Source organism: Kribbella sp. NPDC006257 (assembly GCF_040613535.1).
GTDB lineage: Bacteria > Actinomycetota > Actinomycetes > Propionibacteriales > Kribbellaceae > Kribbella.
Genome location: NZ_JBEXSJ010000043.1, coordinates 35,141 through 56,895, shown reverse-complemented (window position 1 = coordinate 56,895; position 21,755 = coordinate 35,141). Strand labels below are relative to the sequence as shown.

The 21,755-nt window shown below is 68.2% G+C and carries 23 protein-coding genes; 8 read left to right on the top strand and 15 right to left on the bottom strand.

Translation table 11 applies throughout. The annotated features are described in order from the left end of the window. Positions 1 to 6 precede the first annotated feature (6 nt). From ABZ004_RS35220 to ABZ004_RS35210, 3 genes are read right to left on the bottom strand one after another with little or no spacing between them, the layout of a single operon-like run. On the bottom strand, positions 7 to 834 hold the full coding sequence (locus ABZ004_RS35220) for a carbohydrate ABC transporter permease (RefSeq protein ID WP_355685856.1): 828 nt from the start codon (positions 832 to 834) through the stop codon (positions 7 to 9). Continuing rightward, complete coding sequence (locus ABZ004_RS35215) at positions 824 to 1,816, bottom strand: sugar ABC transporter permease (protein ID WP_355685854.1); 993 nt, start codon at positions 1,814 to 1,816, stop codon at positions 824 to 826. The genes ABZ004_RS35220 and ABZ004_RS35215 overlap by 11 nt, the downstream gene beginning before the upstream one ends. Positions 1,817 to 1,862: 46 nt before the next feature. Beyond that, entirely contained in the window at positions 1,863 to 3,143 is a 1,281-nt protein-coding gene (locus tag ABZ004_RS35210; protein ID WP_355685852.1) for an ABC transporter substrate-binding protein, read from the bottom strand. A 164-nt stretch (positions 3,144 to 3,307) separates the two neighbouring features. On the opposite strand from ABZ004_RS35210, the gene ABZ004_RS35205 reads away from it, so the two are divergent. Then, the gene (locus tag ABZ004_RS35205; protein ID WP_355685850.1) at positions 3,308 to 3,934 is read left to right on the top strand and encodes an HAD-IA family hydrolase; all 627 of its coding nucleotides are present in this window, start codon (positions 3,308 to 3,310) and stop codon (positions 3,932 to 3,934) included. Here the strand turns inward: ABZ004_RS35205 and ABZ004_RS35200 are convergent. Next, on the bottom strand, positions 3,910 to 5,064 hold the full coding sequence (locus ABZ004_RS35200) for an MFS transporter (RefSeq protein WP_355685848.1): 1,155 nt from the start codon (positions 5,062 to 5,064) through the stop codon (positions 3,910 to 3,912). The genes ABZ004_RS35205 and ABZ004_RS35200 overlap by 25 nt on opposite strands. 134 nt (positions 5,065 to 5,198) lie before the next feature. Here ABZ004_RS35200 and ABZ004_RS35195 point away from each other — a divergent pair, with 134 nt between their 5' ends. After that, positions 5,199 to 6,371 carry an ROK family transcriptional regulator gene (locus ABZ004_RS35195; protein WP_355685846.1) on the top strand — a complete coding sequence of 391 codons (1,173 nt, stop codon included), beginning with the start codon at positions 5,199 to 5,201 and terminating at the stop codon, positions 6,369 to 6,371. Here the strand turns inward: ABZ004_RS35195 and ABZ004_RS35190 are convergent, their stop codons facing one another. Genes ABZ004_RS35190 through ABZ004_RS35180 form a run of 3 tightly spaced genes read right to left on the bottom strand, consistent with a single transcriptional unit; the run spans position 6,372 to position 8,839 of the window. Continuing rightward, complete coding sequence (locus tag ABZ004_RS35190) at positions 6,372 to 7,043, bottom strand: DinB family protein (protein ID WP_355685844.1); 672 nt, start codon at positions 7,041 to 7,043, stop codon at positions 6,372 to 6,374. It lies immediately after the preceding gene. Beyond that, positions 7,040 to 7,840 carry a bifunctional hydroxymethylpyrimidine kinase/phosphomethylpyrimidine kinase gene (gene thiD, locus ABZ004_RS35185; RefSeq protein ID WP_355685842.1) on the bottom strand — a complete coding sequence of 267 codons (801 nt, stop codon included), beginning with the start codon at positions 7,838 to 7,840 and terminating at the stop codon, positions 7,040 to 7,042. Before thiD ends, ABZ004_RS35190 begins: the two co-directional genes overlap by 4 nt. A gap of 36 nt (positions 7,841 to 7,876) precedes the next feature. Beyond that, the gene (locus tag ABZ004_RS35180) at positions 7,877 to 8,839 is read right to left on the bottom strand and encodes a thiamine-phosphate kinase (RefSeq protein WP_355685840.1); all 963 of its coding nucleotides are present in this window, start codon (positions 8,837 to 8,839) and stop codon (positions 7,877 to 7,879) included. Positions 8,840 to 8,970: 131 nt separating this feature from the next. On the opposite strand from ABZ004_RS35180, the gene ABZ004_RS35175 reads away from it, so the two are divergent. Continuing rightward, a complete protein-coding gene (locus tag ABZ004_RS35175) occupies positions 8,971 to 9,204 on the top strand; it encodes an Lrp/AsnC ligand binding domain-containing protein (protein ID WP_185449017.1) in 234 nt (77 codons plus the stop codon). Next, positions 9,183 to 9,707, top strand: coding sequence for a DUF3515 domain-containing protein (locus ABZ004_RS35170; protein ID WP_355685838.1), 525 nt, complete (start codon positions 9,183 to 9,185; stop codon positions 9,705 to 9,707). Before ABZ004_RS35175 ends, ABZ004_RS35170 begins: the two co-directional genes overlap by 22 nt. A 6-nt stretch (positions 9,708 to 9,713) precedes the next feature. Here the strand turns inward: ABZ004_RS35170 and ABZ004_RS35165 are convergent, their stop codons facing one another. From ABZ004_RS35165 to ABZ004_RS35155, 3 genes are all read right to left on the bottom strand, one after another. Beyond that, the gene (locus ABZ004_RS35165) at positions 9,714 to 10,355 is read right to left on the bottom strand and encodes a DUF4129 domain-containing protein (protein ID WP_355685836.1); all 642 of its coding nucleotides are present in this window, start codon (positions 10,353 to 10,355) and stop codon (positions 9,714 to 9,716) included. Between the two features lie 131 nt (positions 10,356 to 10,486). Next, complete coding sequence (locus ABZ004_RS35160; RefSeq protein WP_355685834.1) at positions 10,487 to 11,608, bottom strand: D-alanine--D-alanine ligase family protein; 1,122 nt, start codon at positions 11,606 to 11,608, stop codon at positions 10,487 to 10,489. A 17-nt stretch (positions 11,609 to 11,625) separates the two neighbouring features. Continuing rightward, positions 11,626 to 12,852: a cytochrome P450 gene (locus ABZ004_RS35155; RefSeq protein ID WP_355685832.1), complete on the bottom strand. Its 1,227-nt coding sequence runs from the start codon at positions 12,850 to 12,852 to the stop codon at positions 11,626 to 11,628. A 140-nt stretch (positions 12,853 to 12,992) separates the two neighbouring features. On the opposite strand from ABZ004_RS35155, the gene ABZ004_RS35150 reads away from it, so the two are divergent. The 3 genes from ABZ004_RS35150 to ABZ004_RS35140 are packed head-to-tail and all read left to right on the top strand — an operon-like array spanning position 12,993 to position 15,327. Beyond that, positions 12,993 to 13,613 carry a TetR/AcrR family transcriptional regulator gene (locus tag ABZ004_RS35150; protein WP_355685830.1) on the top strand — a complete coding sequence of 207 codons (621 nt, stop codon included), beginning with the start codon at positions 12,993 to 12,995 and terminating at the stop codon, positions 13,611 to 13,613. Between the two features lie 20 nt (positions 13,614 to 13,633). Beyond that, complete coding sequence (locus ABZ004_RS35145; protein ID WP_355685828.1) at positions 13,634 to 14,737, top strand: PLP-dependent transferase; 1,104 nt, start codon at positions 13,634 to 13,636, stop codon at positions 14,735 to 14,737. After that, the gene (locus ABZ004_RS35140) at positions 14,734 to 15,327 is read left to right on the top strand and encodes a nucleoside deaminase (protein WP_355685826.1); all 594 of its coding nucleotides are present in this window, start codon (positions 14,734 to 14,736) and stop codon (positions 15,325 to 15,327) included. The genes ABZ004_RS35145 and ABZ004_RS35140 overlap by 4 nt, the downstream gene beginning before the upstream one ends. On the opposite strand, the gene ABZ004_RS35135 is transcribed toward ABZ004_RS35140, so the two are convergent. After that, entirely contained in the window at positions 15,300 to 16,514 is a 1,215-nt protein-coding gene (locus tag ABZ004_RS35135; protein WP_355685824.1) for an MFS transporter, read from the bottom strand. The genes ABZ004_RS35140 and ABZ004_RS35135 overlap by 28 nt on opposite strands. Continuing rightward, a complete protein-coding gene (locus tag ABZ004_RS35130; protein WP_355685822.1) occupies positions 16,511 to 17,296 on the bottom strand; it encodes a DeoR/GlpR family DNA-binding transcription regulator in 786 nt (261 codons plus the stop codon). The genes ABZ004_RS35135 and ABZ004_RS35130 overlap by 4 nt, the downstream gene beginning before the upstream one ends. A 100-nt stretch (positions 17,297 to 17,396) precedes the next feature. On the opposite strand from ABZ004_RS35130, the gene ABZ004_RS35125 reads away from it, so the two are divergent. Next, entirely contained in the window at positions 17,397 to 18,566 is a 1,170-nt protein-coding gene (locus ABZ004_RS35125; RefSeq protein ID WP_355685820.1) for an MFS transporter, read from the top strand. Between the two features lie 51 nt (positions 18,567 to 18,617). On the opposite strand, the gene ABZ004_RS35120 is transcribed toward ABZ004_RS35125, so the two are convergent. The 3 genes from ABZ004_RS35120 to ABZ004_RS35110 all read right to left on the bottom strand — a co-directional run bounded on the left by ABZ004_RS35120 (position 18,618) and on the right by ABZ004_RS35110 (position 21,746). Beyond that, positions 18,618 to 19,433, bottom strand: a complete 816-nt coding sequence (locus tag ABZ004_RS35120; protein WP_355685819.1) for an SMP-30/gluconolactonase/LRE family protein — start codon at positions 19,431 to 19,433, stop codon at positions 18,618 to 18,620. An 84-nt stretch (positions 19,434 to 19,517) separates the two neighbouring features. Further along, positions 19,518 to 20,318, bottom strand: a complete 801-nt coding sequence (locus tag ABZ004_RS35115) for a class I SAM-dependent methyltransferase (protein ID WP_355685818.1) — start codon at positions 20,316 to 20,318, stop codon at positions 19,518 to 19,520. Positions 20,319 to 20,738: 420 nt separating this feature from the next. Beyond that, positions 20,739 to 21,746, bottom strand: a complete 1,008-nt coding sequence (locus tag ABZ004_RS35110) for a sugar phosphate isomerase/epimerase family protein (protein ID WP_355685816.1) — start codon at positions 21,744 to 21,746, stop codon at positions 20,739 to 20,741. Positions 21,747 to 21,755: the final 9 nt, after the last annotated feature.

Sequence of the window (21,755 nt, the reverse complement as noted above, 5' to 3'; positions counted from 1 at the left end):
GCATGGTCAGAACTTCATGGCGCCGGCGGCGATGTCGGCGATGAAATGGCGGCCGCCGATGATGAAGACGCCGATCAACGGGATCACACTCATCAGTGCTCCCGCCATCACCATGCTGTAGTCGGTGCCGTACACACCGTTCAGCTGCTGCAGAGCCACCTGCAGGGTGAGTTTGTTCGGGTCCGTCATCACGATCAACGGCCACAGATAGTCGTTCCAGACATTGATGAAGGTGAAGATGCCCAGGAAGGCCAGCCCGGGCCGCAGTACCGGCAGTCCTACGGTGAGGTACTGCCGGAAGAAGCCGGCGCCGTCGACCTTGGCGGCGGAGATGAGCTCATCGGGGATCGCGCCCTTGGCGTACTGGCGCATCCAGAAGATCCCGAACGCGTTGGCCGCGCCCGGGATGATGAGGGCCTTCAGCGAACCGATCCAGCCGAACTCGGCCAGCGTCACGAACTGCGGCACCAGCGCCAGCTGGGTCGGGATCATGAAGGTGGCCAGCAGGATCCCGAACAGCAGATCCCGGCCGGGGAACTCGTACTTCGCGAACGCGAACGCCGCGAGCGAGTCGAAGAACAGCACCAGCACGGTGACCCCCGCGGACGCGATCAACGTGATCAGCATCGCGCCGAAGAAGTCGATGTTGTCCAGCACATGGCCCATGTTCTCGAACAGGTGCGAGCCGATCAACAGCTTTGGCGGGTAGGCGAAGATGTCCGGCGTGGTGTTCGAGGCCATCACCAGCATCCAGTAGAACGGGAAGATCGAGACGATCACCCCGAGCATCAGTACGACGTGACTGACGACCGTCCTGACTCTTTCAGTGCGCATCGACAGTCTCCTTCCCGGCAGCCGCCTTCTCGGCGGCGATCTTGCGGTCCACCCGGCGTTGCATCCGTTTGGTGATCCGGTCGTTGTCGCCACCGCCGATCAGCCGCCAGTTGATCACCGAGAACAGCACGATCAGGATGAACAACGCCCAGCCGATCGCGGCGCCGTAGCCGAACTGATTCTTGCCGAACGCGCTGTCGTAGAGGTACGAGACGATCGTCAACCCGCCGTCGCCCGGCCCGCCGATCGCGCCGCTGCTGCCGAACAGCACCTGCGACTCGGTGAAGATCTGCAGCCCACCGATCGTCGAGGTGACCGCGGTGAACAGGATCACCGGCCGCAGCAGCGGGACGGTGATCCGCCAGAACATCTGCCGCGACGAGGCGCCGTCGACCCGGGCGGCCTCGTAGATGTCGGACGAGATCGCCTGCAGGCCGGCCAGGAAGATGATCGCGTTGTACCCGGTCCAGCGCCACGCGACGATGGTGGCGATCGCGATCTTGATCCCCCACGGCTGACTGAGCCATTCGATCTTGTTCAGCCCGACCGACTGCAGAAAAGCGTTCAGCAGGCCGAAGTTGTTGCTGAAGATCGAGCCGAACACCATCGTGACGGCGACCACCGAGGTGATGTTCGGGATGAAGTAGGCGATCCGGTAGAAGCTGCGGAACCGGGTCGCGTTGTGCAGCGCGTTCGCGATCACCAGGGCCAGCATCAGCATCGGAACGGTCGAGATCACCCAGATGACGAGGGTGTTGGTGATGGACTTCCAGAAGCTCGGATCGGTGAGCAGGTAGCTGTACTGCTCCAGGCCGACCCATTTCATCTGGCCGATCCCGTCCCACGAGTGGAACGAGAGCCAGATCGAGAACAGCACCGGGAAAGCGCCGAAGATCGCGAACAAGATGAAGAAAGGCGACACAGCGGCGTACTGCGGGAACGCCTGCCGGAACCGGTTCGGTGGTCCCTCGGGAGTGTTCACGCTCACATTCTCCGCCGACTCACGCACTGTTGCACTGACGGCCATCTCAGATCGCCCCCACCCGGGTGAGTTCGCGGTCGACCTGGTGCTGCGCGTCCTTCCAGGCCTGGTCGGACGACTTGCTGCCGATCTCCACGTTCACGAGTTCCGCGGCGATCGGCGTACGGATGATCGTGTCGTACGGGCTGAAGTAGGCGCCCGGGTACTTCTTCGCGGACTCGGCGAAGACGTCGACGATCCGCTGGCCGCCGAAGAACGGGTCCGGCGCGGTCAGCCGGGGGTCGGTGTAGCTGGCCGGGGTGGACGGGAAGAGCACCGGGTCGAGGAAGGACTGGGCCTGGTTCTTCGACGATTCGAGCCAGGTGATGAAGGCCATCGCCGCCTCGGGATCCTTGCAGTACTTGGTGATCGCGAGGAAGGAGCCGCCGCGGTTACCAGGTCCGCCCGGCGCGGCGGTGACCCGCCAGTTCCCCTTGGTCTTCGGTGCGGCGTTCTTCGGGCCGAGCTGGGCCCACCAGACCGCCCCCATGAAGGCGACCAGCCGGCCGTTGGTGATCACCGCGTTCGCGTCGGTGCTGCCGCCCTGGGCGTTGGCCGACAACCCTTCCTTGACGACCCGGATGGCAAGGTCCCAGGCGTTCTTGATGTGCTCGTCGGCGCCGATGTACTGGCCGTCCTTGGTCATCCAGCGCTTCGGCAACTGCGACAGGGCGTAGTCGAAGACCGAGGTGATGTTGTCGGTGATGACTGAACCGGGCACCGCTTGCTTGAGCTTCTTGCCGAGCTCGATGTACCTGTTCCAGTCGGGCGCGGCCGCGGCGACGTCGGCCGGCTCGGTCGGCAGGCCGGCCTTCTCGAAGACGTCCCGGCGGTAGAACAGCGCGGTCGGACCGGTGTCCATCGGGAAAGCCATCATCTTGTTCTCGGGCGTGATACCGAGCTTCCACTTCCACGGCAGGTACTCCGACTCCACCTTGCCGGCACCGAGTTCGCGCAGGTCGTGGAACTGGTCGGCGTTGGGGAAGTAGGTGGCCACGTCGTCGTTGATCCCGATGATGTCCGGCACCAGCGACTTGCCGGCCAGCGAGGTCAGCACCTTGGTCTTGTAGTCGCCGCCGATCCGGGTCATCGCCAGCTTCTTGGTCGCGCCCGGGATGCCCTTCTCCGCGGTCGCGATCAGCGAGTCGTTCACCGAGCCGGTCCAGCACCACATACTCAACTCGTCGGCCGCGCCGAGCGAGCTGCGCGAGCCGCAGCCGCTCAGGCCGGCCACGGCGGCCGCACCCCCTGCGCCGAGGCCCAGGAACTTCCGTCTGCTGACAACCATGGACTGCCTCACCTACACCTTCGCCTTGCGAACCGGGAGGGGCTTTTGCGGGTGTTCGATTGAGCGAGAACTAGTCGACAAATGTTCAGACAAGGTAAGCGCATACCAACTGAACCGGTCAAGGTCTCGCCCACCGTCCGGCCAGGACCTGATTGGATGGGGCCATGCCGACCACCGCGATCGACACCGTCCTGTTCGATGCCGATGGGGTGATCCAGCGGCCGACCATCGACTGGCGCGCCACCCTCGCCACTTTCATCCGCCCGGACCAGTCCGCCGAGGAGTTCGTCGACGACCTGATGGTCTCCGAACGGCCGTCGATCCGCGGCGAGGGCGACTTCTACCAGGCCGTCGCCGAGGTCCTGGCGCGCTGGGAATCGGCCACCCCGGTCGAGGAGGCGGTCCAGCCCTGGGCCTGGTTCGAGGCCGAGCCGGTCGTGGTCGACCTGATCCAGCAACTGCGCAAGGCCGGGATCGGCTGCCACCTGGCGACCAACCAGCACTCCTACCGGCGCGCGATCATGCAGGACGAGCGGCACTACGGCGAGCTGTTCGACCAGACCTTCTACTCCTGCGATCTCCGCCTCGCCAAGCCGGACCCGGCGTACTTCCACGCGATCCTCGAGAGCGTCGGCAAACAGGGCTCGTCCGTGCTCTTCATCGACGACAACGAACCCAACATCAAGGGCGCTCTCGCCGCGGGCCTGAACGCGGAGCTCTACGACCTCTCCGAAGGCACCGACGCCCTGCGCGCACTTCTGACCCGTTACGGACTCCCGATCTCAGCCTGAGCCCGTACTGCGGGCAGTGGGCGGCCCGGTCGCAAAGGCCGGCTGATCACGAACAGCACCAGCAGCACCGGGATCGTGATCAGGAAAGCCTTGCTCAGGTCGATCACGGTCGCCAGCGCGGCCAGGATCGTCGGCGCCGCGAGAATCGCGGTCGCCGATGCCAGCGCACCCAGCGCCGCCAGGCGAACCGGGCGGATGCCAGGGGTCGCGACCAGCTCGGCAATCGTCAGCGGGTAGAGCGGCGCGACACCGACGCCGGCCAGCAGCAACCCGGTGACCACGAGCGCGGGCGAGCCGAACAGGCTCACCAGCAAACTGCCGCTGAGCGCCAGTACGCCGGCCGGAACCAGCGGCGCCCAGCCCCGGAAATGGAGCGGGCCGATCGACCGGCCGACCGCCATGCCGATCGGGAACGCACTGCCGAGCAGGGCCGCGATCGCAATCGGCAGACCGGCCTCCACCAGCCGCGCCACCGACCACACCACGAAGCAGAACTCCACCGCGACGGCCAGCACGACGCGTGACCAGCCCCGGAACGCGCTGAGCCACGGAGACCCTTCACCAGCCGGCGTTGGATCCAGGCTCTGCCCAGCCCGCGCCGGTGCAGCAATGACAATCAGAACAAGAAACGGCGGTACTGCGACCAGCATCGCCAGCCGGCCGGTTGGACCGAGTGAATCGAGTCCACCGATCGCTAGCGGCGCCAAGATGCCGGTCGCACTGCCCACCGCGTTCACCTTGGTCAGCCGGGCCGCCGCAGTGGGGCCACTGAGCAGCAGCGGAGCCAGTAGCACCAGCAGTGCCCCGCCGAGGCCGATCAGCAGTCCCCCGGACACAGCAGTGATGAAGCTGGGCGCCAGGGCGACCAGGATGGCCCCTAGAGCACAGACGAGCGCACCGCCACGGAGTACGGCAGTGATCCTGCCTGTGCGGAGCAGGATCGGTCCTACGAAGGCGATGATCAGCAGACCGAGCGCGAACGCAGACGGCAGCAAGGCGAGCCGGCTAGCAGGCTCGTCGAGGTCTCTGGCCAGTACTGCGACGCAGGCGCCGAGGCCGCCCAGCAGATAGCCCAGTGCGGCCAGCGCCAGGCCGACCTCGAGCTCAACCCGCCGGGCGTTGGTACTCATCCGGCGAGCAGACCGGCTAGCTGGTGCAGGTCTGTGAGCTCCACGTCCATGTCGGACAACACGGCCCGAACCTGCAGCAGCTCCATCGGCTCCTCCATTAAACTCGTTCTCCGAGCATAAGGGAGACGGTCCCCATGACGGTACACAGTGCGCGCCTCCGGCGCGGCAGGTGGCAGACGGCGGCTGAGGTACTGAGCCTGATGGGAAGGCAGCCCGGCATCACCCGGGCCGCTGTGGCCCGGGAGCTGCGACTGAGCACCAGCTCGGCGACAGAGGTGACTGCACGGCTCCGGGAGTTACAGCTGCTGACAGAGACTCCGGCGCCAAGCCAGGGGCGCGGTAGGCCGACCACGGTGCTGCAGCCGCATCCGCGGGGGCCTCTGGTTCTGGCGGTGAACCTGCGGCAGGGCACTTGGCGCTCTGCGGTCGTCTCGCTCGACGGGACTCTCCACGATCGGGTGACGATTACGCACCACCGGCAGCCGGAGGAGGTGCTTGGGAGTATCCGTGCGGCGGTGGAGGCGAGCGCTGCGCAGTACGGGGATCGGTTGCGGGTAGTGAGCCTCGCGGTGGCTGGGACTGTGCGGGAGAACCGGCTGATGCAGGCGTCGACGCTGGGATGGGGTGAGGTGGACCTGTGCCCGGTGGTGGGCGAGACCGGGCTGCCGCTGCTCGCTGGGAACGACGCGACGCTCGGTGGAGTGGCAGAGACCCGTACTGGCGCTGCTGCTGGTGCACGGACTGCACTGCACCTGATCGTCGAGGTCGGGCTGGGCGGGACGCTCATCTTGGACGGGAAGCCGGCTAGTGGGGCGACCGGGGCGGGTGGTGAGTACGGGCATATGCCGTTCGGCGATCGTGCCCTGCACTGTCCGTGTGGTGCTCGCGGTTGCTGGGACCTCGAGATCGACGGACGGGCGCTGGCGCGGCGACTTGGGGATGACGCGCCGGAAGATCCTTTTGTCTATGCGGAAGCGGTTTTCCGGCGTACGGATGCTGAGGCTTCGGCGGCTGTGGCGCTCTCGGCGACCGCCCTCGGTTCGGGCATCGCCGGACTGGTCAACGCACATGACCCCGACGTCATCACCCTCGGCGGACTGGCCGTCCCGATCCGCGCAGGCGCCCCGGCGGCTTTCGCTACGGCGTACCGCGACGGCTTGATGCGCTTCCATCGCGCCTCTCCCCCGCCGGTCCTCGACTCCACCCACGGCCCCGACGGCCCTCTCCGCGGCGCCGCTGCCCTGGGCCTCGACCACCTCACCACCGAACCGGCGCTAGCCGCCTGGGCCGAGCCCTCCCTCAGCTGATCAGTCCCGCGCCAGGCTCTCCGGAGAAGCGTCGGCTTCGGAGGGACCGCCCGGCTGACCATCTGCAGCCGCTTCTTCGCCCTCGGTCTCCTCGACAGCGGCCGGCTTGGGGGCTGGGATGATCGGGGGCTCGAGCTTGGCGAGGATGGTGATGATGTCCATCCGGTGGTGCCGGATCTCGTGCGCGGTGTGGCGGATCAGCCAGCCGAGGGAGCGCGGCGCGCGGACCGGGTAGTTGTAGAGACCCAGCTTCCCGAGCTCCACCGGCTTCAGCACCCGCGCCGCGGCCCCGAACTCCTTGGCGTTCTTCATCAACGCCGCCGCGACCTCCATCGGATCCTGGAGCTCGTACTTCAGCTCCTTCAGCCGCCCGGTCCGATCCATCGGCGCATACACCGGCCGATCCTCGGCGAGACACTGCGCGATCCGCGCCCGCTGCACCTCCAGCACATCGCGCACATGACACGCGTACTCGATCGCCGACCAGACTTCCGGTTCCGGCCGCAACCGCACCACGTTGACATCCGGCCCGGCAGCAGCCTTCGTCAACGCCATGCTGCTCTCCGCCGACTGCCGGATCAGCGTCGTCACCGTGCCCTGTAGATCGCCGGTGTCGTAGTTGAAACCGCACTCCTGGCACAGTCCGTCCACCGGCGGGCGGCTCGTGTTCACTGCTCGCTCCTGAATCGCCATCCGTGGTCCACCGGCCCAATCCCACCACCGAGCGCAAACCCGGCCGCGACCGCCCCACTGATGTACTCCTTCGCCGCTTCAACAGCAGCCGGTACGTCGTAACCTCGCGCAAGATAAGCCGCGATCGCACTGGCCAATGTGCACCCGGTGCCGTGCGTGTGACTGTTGTCGGCCCGCGGCGCGCTGTACTCCCGTCGCACCCCACGCCCATGCAGTACGTCGACCGCCAGCGGCCCGTCGTCGTGCCCGCCCTTGACCAGCACCCAGCCGGCCCCGGCCTCCAGCAACACCTTCGCCGCCAACTCGCGATCCTCGCCGTTGGTCCCCGCCACCGGACCGAGCTCGGTGAGATTCGGCGTCAGCACAGTCGCGAGCGGCACGATCTCCTCCCGCACAGCCTCCATCGCATCGGCCGCCAGCAACGCGTCACCGTGCTTCGACACCGACACAGGATCGACAACGATCGGTACGCCGGGCGGCAGCGTCCGCAGCAAGTCGGCGACCACGCGCACCATCGCCGCCGAGGCGAGCATCCCCGTCTTCACCGCGTCCACGCCGATGTCGTCGACCACACTGCGGAACTGGGCCTGGACCTGTTCAGCGGGCAGCTCCCAAGCACCCTGCACACCGAGGCTGTTCTGCGCGGTGATCGCGGTCAGCACACTCATCCCGTGGACACCGTTGGCGAGCATCGACTTCAGGTCGGCCTGGATCCCGGCACCACCACCGGAATCCGATCCGGCGATCGTCAGCACCCTGGGCGGCGCGGCGTTCATCAGGCAAGCTCCTCAGTTGCGGAAGTGCGGGTGGGCTCAGTTGCCGAAGTGGGTGTGCCCGGCGGCGCCGGCGTACGCCGTACCGTCCACCGTGATCGTCCCGGGCGCCAGGTTCTCGTTGCCCTCGGCAACCGAACCGATGACCGTCCAGCCCTCCGGGACGTCGGCCGGCTCGAACGTCGCGACCAGGGCATGGTCGTCACCGCCGCCGAGCACGAACGTCAGCGCGTCCACCCCGGTGGCGGCCGCGACCGCCTGGAGCGGCTCCGGGATCGCCAGTGCCTGCGAGCGGATGTCGATCACCACCTCGCTGGCTGCCGCGATATGACCGAGGTCGGCGAGCAGTCCGTCGCTCACGTCGCACATCGAGGAGGCGCCGGCGATCGCGGCGCGCGGCCCCTCGGCGTACGGAGGTTGTGGGCGGCGGTGTGCCTCCACGACAGTGCGCGGCGAACGGAAGCCACGGTTCAGTACGGCGACGCCGGCCTCGGCCCAGCCGAGCCGGCCGATGAAGGCCACCTCGTCGCCGGGGCGCGCACCGGACCGTAGTACGGGCCTGCGGCCGTCGAGCGAACCGAAGGCGGTGACCGAGACGACGATCTTGTCGGACTGCACCACGTCGCCGCCGACGATGCTGGCGCCGAGCAGCTCGGCCTCGTCCGCGATCCCCTGGTTGAGTTCCAGCGCCCACGTGGTCGGCAGGTCGGCCGGTGCGCCGAAGCCGACCACCAGCGCGGTCGCCCGGGCGCCCATCGCGACGATGTCGGCGAGGTTCTGCGCGGCGGCCTTGCGGCCCACGTCGTACGCCGACGACCAGTCCTGCCGGAAATGCCGGCCCTCGACCAGCAGGTCGGTGGTGATCACCACCCGGCCGTCCGGCACCGCCAGCACGGCCGCGTCGTCACCCGGGCCGACCAGGACGTCCTCACCTCGGGGTTGCGCCTTGGTGACGGCCTCGATCAGGCCGAATTCACCCGTGCCACCCAACGTCTCTGTCACGTCAGCAAGACCTCCCATATCGCTCCGGTGAGTCTAGGCGGTACGGTGACCGGGCAACGAAGAGTACGCCGGGCCGCTTCGCAGTACCGTGGCCGGATCCAGCTGAGGACGACTGAGTGGAGAACGACGTGGTGGTCCAGGCCTACATCCTGATCCAGACCGAGGTCGGCAAGGCTGCCGATGTCGCACAGCAGATCGCCGAGGTGCAGGGGGTCACCCTGGCCGAGGACGTCACCGGTCCGTACGACGTGATCGTGCGCGCCGAGGCCCGCAACGTCGACGAGCTCGGCAAGCTGGTCGTGGCGAAGGTGCAGAACGTCCCCGGTATCACCCGCACGCTGACGTGCCCCGTCGTCCACATCTGATCCCGATCAACCGCACCGCAGGCGCCCAGCCGCGCAGCCGGGGCGCCGCGGCACGCCCGCTGACGCTTGCCGCGATCGTCCTGCTGGTGGCGGGTTGCAGCCCGGACCCGGTGGAGATCGCCGTCCCCAAGCCCGCACCGGAAGTGGCGCAGGCCTGCGACGGCCTGATGAAGGCGATGCCGGCCAAGGTCCTCGACGGCAAGAAGCGCAAGGCGGACCCGGCGAGCATCTTGACCACGGCGTACGGCGATCCGCCCATCGAGGTGACCTGTGGTGTCGCGCCACCGGCCGGGATGGCCGAGGCGCAATCGCAATGCTTCGAGGTGAACGGCGTCGGCTGGTTCGCCAAGCAGGTCACCAACGGCTACATCTTCACGACCATCGGCCGCAAGGTCTACCTGGAGATCGCGGTCCCGTCGAAGTACGCCCCCGAAGCCAACGCCCTCACCGACGTCTCCGACGCCATCAAGGCCCACAACACCCTGATCACCCCCTGCACCTGACCGTCTTCAACGCCAGGGACGCCAGGACCGATTCGTGGCCGTGAGATCGTTGCGGAGACTGCTGAGGGCTGCGCGGGCTTGTGCACGCGTTTCCTCGGTCGACGCGTGGTCGGAGTAGCGGGCTTCGCGGTAGAGGTCGGCGAGTGTGTGCAGGTCGGCGGCGGAGACACCGTTGACGGCGAGGACGCGGACGGTGAATTCGGCCGCCGTCTCGGAGGCATCGCGGGCAACGCCGGCGGCGGCAGCCGCGTCTTCGAGGGCTACCCAGCAAGCGATCACCGCGTCGTTCGGCGTACCGCGATCGATCACCGCGAGGCCGGTCTCGACCGCCTCGATCAACTGCTCATCCGGGGGTTGCTCCGGGTCCATCGGCTTGGGCCGGCGGTTCGTGGAGCGGGTGGTGATCGCCAGATAGATCATCACCCCGATCAGCACGGCGAACACGAACACCGCGAGGTACAGGAGCGCCGTCCAGACACCGGACCACCAGTCACCCGCAGGCAGCTCCTCCGGCCTCGGGCCAGGAGTGCGCGTCGGCAACGGCTTGCTGGACCACTGGTTCTTGGACCCGTCGATCGGCCGGACGCTGCCGGCAGCCGACGCCACGATCACCAGCACGCCGACAACCACACAGAGAACCAGAATCACTGGTCCCCGCCGTCGCCCTCCCCCAGGTCTCACCCTCCGGAGAGTAAATCCCGCAGGGGGCACAACGCCCGTACGCCGGAAAGCCTGCCCTTTCGGCCCTCGTAGCTCACCGCAAGCCGGTACGCCGAGGCTCAGCGCAGCCCGGTCTTCCGGGTCAGTGCCAGCGCGAGCAGCCGGTCGACGAGTTCGCCGTACTCGATACCGGTGGCGGCCCAGACGCGGGGGAACATGCTGTACGGCGTGAAGCCCGGCATCGTGTTGATCTCGTTGACCAGGATCCGGCCGTCCTCCTCGAGGAAGAAGTCGACCCGCGCCAGCCCTTCGCCCTCGATCGCCTCGAACGCGGTCAGCGCCTGCTCCCGGATCTCCGCAGCGACCTCGTCCGGCAGCTCGGCCGGCACGCTCAGCGCCGCGAAGTCGACCTCTTCCGGCAGGTACTTCGCCTCGAAGTCGTAGAACTCGTGCCCGCCCCCGGTCAGCGTCACCTCACCACACACGCTCGCCGCCGGCTCGGCCCCGTCCAGCCCGCCAAGGATCCCGACCTCGATCTCGCGCGGGTTCCGGGCAGCCGCCTCGACGAGCACCTTCGGGTCATGCACGCTGGCCTCGGCAACAGCAGCATCCAGCTCGTCGCGCGAGTTCACCTTGCTGATACCCAGGCTCGACCCACCGCGGCACGGCTTGACGAACACCGGATACCCCAGCCCATCGACCGCATCCCGGCAAGACGACGGGTGGCGCGCCCAGTCGCGTTCACGAATCACGACGTACGGCGTGACCTCGAGCCCGGCGGCAGCCAGGACCACCTTCATGTAGTGCTTGTCCATCCCGACCGCGCTGGCCAGTACGCCGGAGCCGACGTACCGGATGTCCGACATCTCGAGCAGACCCTGCAGCGTGCCGTCCTCGCCGAACGGCCCGTGCAGCAACGGGAAGACCACGTCGACCTCGCCGAGCGTGCTCGGCACCTGGTCGGGCGTGTGCACGACCAGTTCGCGGCCGGCGCCGAAGAGCACCGGCAGCGCGGTCACGTCCACCTCGGGCAGCTTGCCGTCGGTGATGGAGAGTCGCTCCGGGTCGCCGCTCTCCAGCACCCAGTGGCCGGCGGTGTCGATGCCGATCGGGACCACGTCGTACTTGTCCTGATCGATCACCTTCAGCACGTTCGCCGCGGTGATGCACGAGACCGCGTGCTCGCTCGACCGGCCGCCGAACACGACAGCGACCCTGGGCTTCCTCGGTTCTCCACTCACCGGGCCGACGATAGCGCCTACCGATCCCAGGTCACCGGCAAGGCCTTCACGCCGTAAACCAAGGTGTTGTCCTTGAACTCGACATCCTCAAAAGGAATCGCCAGCCGCAGCGTCGGGATCCGGCGGTAGAGGCGGGTGTAGACCTCGTACAGCTCGACCCCGGCAAGTTGTTGCCCAAGGCATTGATGTGGGCCGAACCCGAAGGCCAGGTGCGCCGACGCCTTCCGGGTCAGATCGAGCTGATCCGGATCCGGGAACGCACGCTCGTCCCGGTTCCCCGACGACAGCGCGGCGATCAGGTAGTCACCGGCCTGGATGGTCTCGTCGCCGAACGGGATGTCCTCCATCACTTGCCGGAACACCCCGAACTGGACCACCGAGAGATAGCGCAGCAACTCCTCGATCGCAGGCTTCGCCAGCGCCGGGTCGTCGCGCAACGCGTCCAGCTGCTCCGGCGTACGGAGCAGGGCGAGAGTGCTGAGCGCGATCATGTTCGCCGTCGTCTCGTGACCGGCGATCAGCAGCGTGATGCCGATCGACACCAGCTCCTCGATCGTCAACGGCTGCTCCTGCTCCTCCGAGCGCGTGATCAGCCGCGAGAGCAGGTCGTCCTCCCGCACCGCCTGCTTACGCTGCACGAGGCCGGCCATGTACTCACCGAGCTCCTCGTTGACCCGCATCACCTCGTCCTCGGGCTTGTCGACGGAGACCAGTACGGCGCTGCGCTCCTGGAACTCAGCACGGTCGGCGTACGGAACACCCAGCAGCTCACAGATCACCAGCGAGGGAATCGGCAGGGCAAACGCCTGGACCAGGTCGACCGGACCCTCATGGGCCAGCAGCGCATCGATGTGCTCCTCGACGAGCTCCTGGATCCGCGGCCGGAGCGCCTGCACCCGCTTGACGGTGAACTCACTGGTGAGCAGGCGGCGCAGGTACGCATGCCGCTCACCGTCGCTCTGCAGGATCGAACCGGACTCGACCTCGCGTTCCAGATCAGCACCCGGTACGACGTGCGTCGACGGGGCGACCCGGGAGCTGAGCCGCGGATCGGCGAGCACCTTGCGCACTTCGTCGTACCGGCTGAAGACCCAGGCATCGACGCCGACCGGGGTTGCCACTTTGGCGATCCGCTGGTGCCCGCGCAGCGCGGCGTACCCGGTCGCGGGATCGAACGGGCAACCGCTGGGCCGTACTGCGGGGAAGTCGGTCGGCAGAGCCTCGGTCGTCGGTGTCTCGGTCATCAGGCAGAACCCCCAGGAGTCACTTGCTGACAGAAAGTAATATGGAAGTGACTACCATATGACACGATCTCCCAAACAAAATCAAACTCCGGCGGGTCGGGCACCGGTAGGCTCGCGGCGCACACGAGTTGGGAGTACTCATGGGGCTGCGTGAGCTGAAGCGGGAACGGACCCGCCAACTGATCTCCGACAAGGCGTTCGAGCTGTTCACCGATCGCGGCTTCGGCCGGACGACGGTCGAGCAGATCGCGGCCGCCGCCGAGGTCGGTCCCAGCACGCTGTATCGCTACTACCCGACCAAGGAACGCCTCGTCCTGGAGTTCGTAGAGACCAGCCTGTTCGGGGCGCTGGATTGGTTGCGCGACCAGCCACCGATGAACGTGCCGGACGGTCTGCAGGGTGTGGTCGAGCGGGTGCTGGACCAGATGGAGAGCAACCCGGACCGGGTCCGGACCGTGTACGAACTGGCCGATCAGACGTCGTCGGTGGAAGCCCATCTGGCCACCGTGATCTGGCGCTGGCGCGACGAACTGAGCACCGAACTGGTCCACCGGCTGACGGCGGACTCCGACCAGCCGCTGGCCGGCGAATCCATCGGCTTCACCGCCGCACTCGCGGCCGGCATCACGATGAACGTCATCGAGGTCACCGTCCAGACCTGGGTCGAGAACCCGGCCGGCACCGACGCCAAGGCCCTGGCCCGGGAGGCGATGTGCCTGCTCCGCGGCGGCGGCATCCCCCTCCCCACCGTCGAGCCCTGACGCCGCGAGAGAATCCAGGTATGACCCCTGACCTGGATCCCTCGACCGTCGTCGTGCACGCCGGCCGGCCCGCCCGTGTCCCGGACGCACCGCTCGGCCCGTCGCCCGTCTTCAGCTCGACGTACATCGCCGGCGGGGACCGCGGCTACGGCCGGTTCGGCAACGAGGCCTGGGCCGCGCTCGAGACGACTCTCGGTCAGCTGGAAGGCGGCCGCGCGCTGACCTTCGCCTCGGGGATGGCTGCGGCCGCGGCTGTCCTCGACCTGGTCCCGGTCGGCGGTCGCGTGGTGGCACCGGCGCACGCCTACAGCGGAGTACTGGCTCTGCTCGACCAGCAGGCCGCGACCGGACGGCTGACCGTCGAACGGGTCGACATCGCCGACACCGCAGCCGTCACCGCCGCGCTCGCCGGGACGGACATCTTGTGGGTCGAGTCGCCGACCAACCCGGCGATGGAGGTCGCCGACCTGCCGGCGCTCTGTGCCGCAGCCCGTACGGCGGGGGCCACGTCGGTCGTCGACAACACCTTCGCCACGCCGCTCCTCCAGCAGCCGCTGAGCCTCGGCGCTGACCTCGTGATGCACTCGGCGACGAAGTTCATCGCCGGTCACTCCGACGTTCTCCTCGGCGCGGTGATCACCGCCGACGACTCGCTCTGGACAGCACTCGAGCTCCGCCGCCGCAGCCTCGGCGCGATCCCCGGCCCGATGGAGGCCTGGCTGGCGCTCCGCGGCCTGCGCACCCTCGCACTGCGGCTGGAACGCGCCCAGTCGAACGCAGCCTTCCTCGCCGCCCGGCTACTCGACCACCCGCGGATCAGCCGCGTCCGCTACCCCGGTCTCGCGGACGATCCGGGTCACGCCCGGGCCGCCGCGCAGATGTCCGGCTTCGGCGCGATCCTGGCGATCGAACTCGGCGGCGATGCCGAGGGCGCCCAGCGCGTCTGCGAGAGCACCTCGCTCTGGGTCCACGCCACCAGCCTCGGCGGCGTCGAGTCCATGCTCGAACGCCGCCGCCGCTGGCCGATCGAAGTCCCCACCATCCCCGCCGACCTGATCCGCCTCTCGGTCGGCATCGAACACCCCACCGACCTCTGGACCGACCTCTCCCAGGCCCTCAAGTGAACATCTGGGACCCGGTCTTCGACCTCGCCTGGGAATCCCTGCAGTCCGGCAGTTTCCCGGTCGGCGCCGTCCTGGTCGACCCGTCCGGCGACATCGCCCACTCCGGCCGCAACCGCGCCTTCGCGGACTCCGCCCCGAGCGGCCACCTCTTCGGCACCAGGCTCGCCCACGCGGAAATCGACGCCCTCGGGCAGCTGATGCCCGGCAACTATTACGACTGGACCATCTACACCTCCCTCCAGCCGTGTCTCTTCTGCCTGACCGGGATCCGGATGACTCGGGTCGGGCACGTCGTCTACGCGGGTGCTGATCCGCTGTGGGACGTCACCGAGCAGCTGCCGGCGCTGCTGCCCGAACTGATCGCTTCGCGGTGGCCGCGGCGTACTGGTCCGGCGGAAGGTTTCGCGGGGGTCTTCGGAGCGCTGCTGCCGGCGATGTGGTTGGTGGTCAACAGCCCGGAGGCGGTCGTGGAGCCGTCCGAACTGTTGCCGTGGGCAATCGTCGAGACGGCTCGGAAGTGCGTCGCGGGCGGCGTACTGGAGTGCGGGTCCGCGGCTTCGGCTTACGAGTTGGCGGAGTCCTTGGTCTGATCGGGTTTCAGGACGTTCGCCGACAGGAAGGTGAGGATGCAGAGGATGACGGGGAGGGCGAAGGCGACGTTGAGGGGCATCCAGTGGGTGAGGCCGCCGATGATGGCCGGGCCGGCGAGCAGGCCGACGTAGCCGAGGCCCACCACCTTCGCCATCAGGGCGCCGGAGGCTCGGTGGTCGAGGTTGCCGGCGGCGGTGAAGAGTTGCGGTACGCCGCCGGACAGGCCGAGGCCGAAGAGTGCCCAGCCGATCAGGCCGACCGGGACCCACGGCACCAGGATCACCGTGGTCAACCCGACGGCGGCGAGCGCCGCGCCGTACCGGACGATCGCCGCCGGGCCGATCAGTGCCGCGACCCGGTCGGTCGCGAACCGGCCGACGGTCATCGCGACCGCGAACGCGCCGTACGCGTACGCCGCCGTGCTGGCCGAGGTGTCGAGAACGTCCCGGAACTGCAGCGCCGCCCAGTCGTTCGCAACACCCTCGGCGAGCATCAGCCCGAAGGCCAGCGCACCAAGCTGCCACACCAACCGCGAAGACGGCTTGCCGGGCTCATCGGTGGAGAGTTCGGCCTTCCCGTCGCTGACAGGCTCCCGGGGAGCCTCGATCAGGTAGCGGGCTGCCAGGAGGGAGACAGCGATGCAAAATGCGCCGCAGGCACTGAGCGTGAGCCGGGTGTCGACATCGGCCCGAAGGACAGCAGCCCCGATCAGCGCCGCGAAGGCGCCGCCGATCGACCACATCGCGTGGAACGCGGCCATGATCGGCCGCGGGTAGGCCCGCTCGACCACCACCGCATGGGAGTTCATCGCGACGTCGATCGATCCGTTGCCGAAGCCGAACAGCATCAGCGTCAGACCGAGCGTCCACCAGTTGGTGGCCAGGCCGGGACCGAACAAGGACAGGCCGAGGAAGATCCCGGCGGCCGGCAGCAAGCGGCGCTGGCCGATCCGGTCCGCGAGCGGCCCGGCGATCTGCATGCCGAGGAAGGCTGCAGCACCGAGGACGAGCAGCAGCAGACCGAGCGTGCTGTGCGAGATGTGGGTCGCGCGTTCGACGTTCGGGATGTGCACGACCCACATGCCGACGGCGAACCCGTTCAGGCCGAAGTAGACCCAGGTGGCGACGCGGGCGGCACGGGGTGGCTGGAGAGTTGCGTTCGCAGTACTGGCGGGCGCGGCAGTCAAGACAGGGACTCCTGGAGTTCGGTATCGGCGACCTGCACGAGGACTCCGCGCTGGGCGAGGAGCGCGCGATCGCCTTCGGGCGCGGTGGCGTCGGTGAGGATCAGGTCGGGTCGCTCGGCCGGGCAGATGTAGGCGAGCGCGGCTCGATCCCACTTGGCACCATCCACCAGCACCATCGACCGGGTGGAGACAGCGAGCGCCTGCAGCTTCACCTCGGCATCACCGAGATCGAACGCGGTCAGGCCGGCGTCCAGGCTGAACGCACACGGGCTCAGTACGGCGACGTCGAACCGCAGCGAACGCAGCGACGCCAGGGTCAGCGGCCCGACCATCGCCAACTCCCCCGGCCTCGGCTCACCACCGGGCATCAGCAGCCGTACGCCGGGCGCGCCGATCAACTCCTGCGCGACATGCAGCGACAGCGGCATCACCGTGACCACGCGATCGCGGAGCAGCCGGGCCACCTCCAGCGCCGTCGTACCGCTGTCCAGTACGACGGTCTCGCCGTCCCGGATCTGCGCGACGGCGGCCCGGGCGATCGCCCGCTTGGCCTCGATCTCCGCAGTAGATCGCGCGGCGAACGGCGGCTCCACTCCGGACGGCATCGCCGACACCGCTCCGCCATGGACGCGCTTGAGCACACCTTGCGCCGCCAGGAAGTCGAGATCGCGCCGCACCGTCATGTCCGAGGCGCCGGTGGCGGTCACCAGCTCACCGACCGTCACCCGTCCTGAACCGTTTAATCTCTCGATGACGACCTGTTGCCGCTCTGAGCTTCGCACTGTGAAAAACTAACACCGGCTTGAGTGATCAAACAAGATTTTTGTTCATATGTTCGCCCTCTGTGTGCAAACGCACAGACCCGCTCTGAGGGGTTCGTTCGTGGTCGATGACTTGCAGGCGGTTCAGGAAGCCCGGCTGGTGCGCCGGTCGCGGATCGCGGTGGCGGCGATCTTCTGTGTGCACGGCTCGGTGACCGGGTCGTTCGCGACCCGGGTGCCGTGGATCCAGGAGCACGCGTCGGTGAGCGCCGGGCAGCTGGGGCTGTCGCTGGCCTTCCCGGCGATCGGCGCCTCCCTGTCGATGCCGCTGGCAGCCCGGATCAGCCACCGGTTCGGCACCCGGGCCGCCCAGCGGGTGCTGATCGCACTCTGGACGCTGGCGCTCATCCTGCCGTCGCTGGCCACCAACATGCTGACGCTGTGCGCCGCGCTGTTCGTCTACGGCGCGACGGCCGGGATGGCGGACGTGGCGATGAACGCGCTCGGCGTGGAGGTGGAACACCGGATGGGTCGATCGATCATGTCCGGACTGCACGGGATGTGGAGTGCCGGTGCGCTGCTCGGTTCGGGGGTCGGCACGATCGCGGCGCACCTCGACATCAGTGCCCGGATCCATCACCTGGCGGCCGCGCTGGTCCTCACCGTGCTCGGGATGGTTGCTTCGCAGTACGTGCTGAACATCTATCCGACCGACGACGAGGAGGCGCCGCCGCGGTTCGCGCTGCCGCCGAAGTCGGCGCTGCTGATCGGCGCGGTCGGATTCTGCGCGGTCTTCGCCGAAGGGGCGAGCCTGGACTGGTCGGCGGTCTATCTCCGCGACGTCCTGACCACGTCGGCCGGTGTCGCGGCCGGCGCGACGACCGGGTTCGCGCTGACGATGGCGATCGCCCGGATCGCCGGCGACGCGGTCGTCAACCGCTGGGGCCCCGTCCGGACCGTCCGGGTGACCGGTGCCGTGGCGACGCTCGGCGGCATCCTCGTCGTGACCGCACCGGATCCGGTCGTCGCGATGATCGGGTTCGGGCTGATCGGGCTGGGCGTGGCCGTCGCGATTCCCCTCGCTTTCGTTGCTGCGGGCAACGTCGGCACGAACAAGAGCCAGGCGATCGCCGGCGTGGCCACGATCTCCTACGCCTCCGGGCTGGTGGCCCCGTCCATCATCGGCGGCATCGCCCAGGCCTCCAACCTCACCGTCTCCTTCATCGTCGTCACGGTGCTCACCTTGGGCCTGGTCTTCTTCGCGCCGGTACTACGTCCGCGAACGGCCTAGAGCCGACCCTCATGCGGCGCGGCCGCCCTCGATCCTTCAGACCTCACCGGCTTACGGGCGGCCGGCGTGGGGAGCAGGGGCGGCGGCGGTGAGGACCTGGCCGGTTCGCGCCGGGGTGAACATGTTCTCGAAGCCGGCCCATTCGGCCGCGAGGATGTAGAGGGTACGGCCGTCCCCGCCACCCAGCATGCAGGCGAAGGCGCCCCGGTCGAGGGCGACCGTCTGCAGCACCTCGCCGCCCTCCCGCACCCGAACGCAGTGCTGATTGGGCACATCGGCGTACCAGACAGCGCCCTCGGCATCCAGGCAGATCCCGTCCGGGTGCTGCCCTTGGCCGAGATCCGCCCACACCCGTCGGTTCGACAACCCACCGTCCGGCTCGATGTCGAAAGCGCTGAGCCGGCAGCCGTGCGACTCCGCGACGATCAGCGTCGACCCGTCCTCGGTCACCGCCATCCCGTTCCCGAACACGATGCCGTCGGCAACCTGCCGTACCTCACCCGCCGGCGTCACCACCACGACGACTCCCGGCTTGGAGAAGTCGAGCGAGCCCCCGTTGACGAAGACGTACCCGCGCCGATCCACCACGATCTCGTTGCAGATGTCGGCGAGGTCGCTCAGATCGGCGTACTCGGCTCCGTCCGCCAGCAGCAGGCGTGACCCCGCCACGATCAGCAACCGCCCGTCGGGCAACCAGTCGATCGAGAACGGCAACGTCTCCGGCGGAACGCTCGCCATCAACTCGCTTTTGCCATCCCCGTCGACCGCGAGCACCTCACCGGTCCCCCAGTTCGAGAACCAGAGCCGTCCGTCGTGCCACCGCGGTGACTCCCCGAACGCCAACCCGTCCAGCAACAACTCCACCATCAGAACTCCCTGGGCCTTCGGCGTCCCCGATGGACACCGTCACCACTGGTACGAATCCGGCTCAGACTTTTCGACATCCCGCCGTCAGCTGCGGCGAATCGTCGCGATCGTGTAGCCGACGGTGACCCGGAAGCCTTCGGGATCTTCGTTGACCGACTCGGCGGCCGCGAGCAGGCGGGACTTGAGTTCGGCGCGCAACTCCTCGGCATCGGGACGCTGGGACAACGCCCTATCCGCCGAGACCGCCATCGGGTGCTGCGCCGATTGCTCCAGATACTCCTCCGCCGAAGCCTCCTCGAAGACCAGGCTCCGCTCTTCGACCTCGACAGAGAATCCGTACGGCGCGAAGGCAGCTCGCAAAGCTTCAGCGTTGTGCCAGGCGAGCGACGCAGGTGCGCTCTTCGGGGCAGGACCGCCGAGCACCTCACCCATGAACTTGGCAGCGGTGCCGTTGATGACAGTGAGCGCACCGCCCGGCAGCCAGTCGGTGATGATGATCTGCCCATCCGGTGCAACCACCCGGGTCAGTTCAGCCACTGCCGCCGCGGGGTCCGGCGCGAAGATTACCGCGAAGATCGAGATCACCAGCTCGGCCGACTGGTCCTTCACCGGGATCGCCGCAGCATCCCCGACGACGAACTCGATCTCCAGCCCCCGCTCAGCAGCCCGGCCGGCGGCAACCTCCAGCAACCTGCTCGCCGGATCCACCCCCGTCACCACCGCACCCCGAGCCGCAGCCGCCAACGCCGCGTTCCCGGTCCCACACCCGACATCCAGCACGGACCGCCCCGTCAGCGGCCCTGCCAACTCGACAACAACCTCCGACACCGGCGCCAGCAACTCCCCCGTCGCCTCATACCTACCAACACCCCAGTCGATTGCCACAACAACCCCTCCCCCTAGTCAGAAGCCCATCATCGCCCCACCCACCCACCCCAGCCCGCCAAACCCACCCCACTCGCCACGGCGACGCGCGCGCCGGACTACGGGCCGGCCATCCCAACGGCAAACCGGCGGCTCAACTCCCCCTCAAGGGGTTCACCCCCTCCCATAGCAGGAGGCGAACCCCCACAAGAGGAGCCGAGCCAACCCAAGCCGCCAAACCCAGGGTCGCCGCGACCGCGGACGCGCCGGAGAACGGGCCGACCACCCGAACGCGGCAAACCGGCGGCTCAACTCCCCCTCACGGGGTTCACCCCCTCCCATAGCAGGAGGCGAACCCCCGGAAGAGGAGCGGAGACCATCCAGGGTGCGAAAATCAGATCGCTGGGGCGGGCGGAACTCGGGGTGCGGTGGCGGGTGGGGTTACTTGTCGGTGGCGAAGGCGTCGTCGAAGGAGCCTTCTGGTTTGTCGAAGGCGAGGGCGCGGATGGTGTTGACGGCTTCGGCGGCGCCGACCTTGCGTTCCATCCCGGCGTCTTCCCATTCGACCGAGATCGGGCCTTCGTAGCCGATCGAGTTGAGGACGCGGAAGCAGTCCTCCCAGTTCACGTCACCGTGACCGGTCGAGTAGAAGTCCCAGCCGCGCCGCGGGTCGCCCCACGGCAGGTGCGAACCGAGCCGGCCGTTGCGCCCGCCGCCGACCCGCATCCGGGTGTCCTTGCAGTCGACGTGGTAGATCCGGTCCTTGAAGTCCCACAGGAACGCGGCCGGGTCGATGTCCTGCCAGACCATGTGCGACGGATCCCAGTTCAGTCCGAACGCCTCACGGTGCCCGATCGCCTCGAGCGTCAGCGTGGTGGTCCAGTAGTCGTAGGCGATCTCCGACGGGTGCACCTCGTGCGCGAACCGCACCCCGACCTCGTCGAACACGTCGAGGATCGGGTTCCACCGATCGGCGAAGTCTTTGTACCCGGCCTCGATCGCCGAAGCCGGCACCGGCGGGAACATCGCGACGTACTGCCAGATCGACGAGCCGGTGAACCCGATGACGGTGTTGACGCCGAGCTTCGCCGCCGCCCGCGCCGTGTTCTTCATGTCCTCGGCCGCGCGCTGCCGCACACCTTCGGGATCTCCGTCGCCCCAGACCCGCGACGGCAGTATCGCCTGGTGCCGGAAGTCGATCGGGTTGTCGCAGATCGCCTGGCCGACCAGGTGGTTCGAGATCGCGAACACCTGCAGCCCGTGCCGCTTGAGGATCTCGTGCCGGCCGGCGATGTAGTTCTCGTCGTCGACGGCCTGCTGGACGTCGAAGTGGTCCCCCGAGCAAGCGATCTCGACGCCGTCGTAGCCCCAGGAGGCGGCCAGCGTGCAGACCTCCTCGAACGGCAGATCGGCCCACTGGCCGGTGAACAGGGTGATCGGGCGTGGCATCTGCTGGCT

Coding starts and splice junctions, on each gene's coding strand:
- ABZ004_RS35110 (WP_355685816.1), bottom strand. CDS start 21,746: ATGCCACGCCCGATCACCCTGTTCACCGGCCAGTGGGCCGATCTGCCG.
- ABZ004_RS35120 (WP_355685819.1), bottom strand. CDS start 19,433: ATGGTGGAGTTGTTGCTGGACGGGTTGGCGTTCGGGGAGTCACCGCGG.
- thiD (WP_355685842.1), bottom strand. CDS start 7,840: ATGAACGCCGCGCCGCCCAGGGTGCTGACGATCGCCGGATCGGATTCC.
- ABZ004_RS35150 (WP_355685830.1), top strand. CDS start 12,993: ATGGGGCTGCGTGAGCTGAAGCGGGAACGGACCCGCCAACTGATCTCC.
- ABZ004_RS35210 (WP_355685852.1), bottom strand. CDS start 3,143: ATGGTTGTCAGCAGACGGAAGTTCCTGGGCCTCGGCGCAGGGGGTGCG.
- ABZ004_RS35155 (WP_355685832.1), bottom strand. CDS start 12,852: ATGACCGAGACACCGACGACCGAGGCTCTGCCGACCGACTTCCCCGCA.
- ABZ004_RS35195 (WP_355685846.1), top strand. CDS start 5,199: ATGACGGTACACAGTGCGCGCCTCCGGCGCGGCAGGTGGCAGACGGCG.
- ABZ004_RS35200 (WP_355685848.1), bottom strand. CDS start 5,064: ATGAGTACCAACGCCCGGCGGGTTGAGCTCGAGGTCGGCCTGGCGCTG.
- ABZ004_RS35220 (WP_355685856.1), bottom strand. CDS start 834: ATGCGCACTGAAAGAGTCAGGACGGTCGTCAGTCACGTCGTACTGATG.
- ABZ004_RS35145 (WP_355685828.1), top strand. CDS start 13,634: ATGACCCCTGACCTGGATCCCTCGACCGTCGTCGTGCACGCCGGCCGG.
- ABZ004_RS35205 (WP_355685850.1), top strand. CDS start 3,308: ATGCCGACCACCGCGATCGACACCGTCCTGTTCGATGCCGATGGGGTG.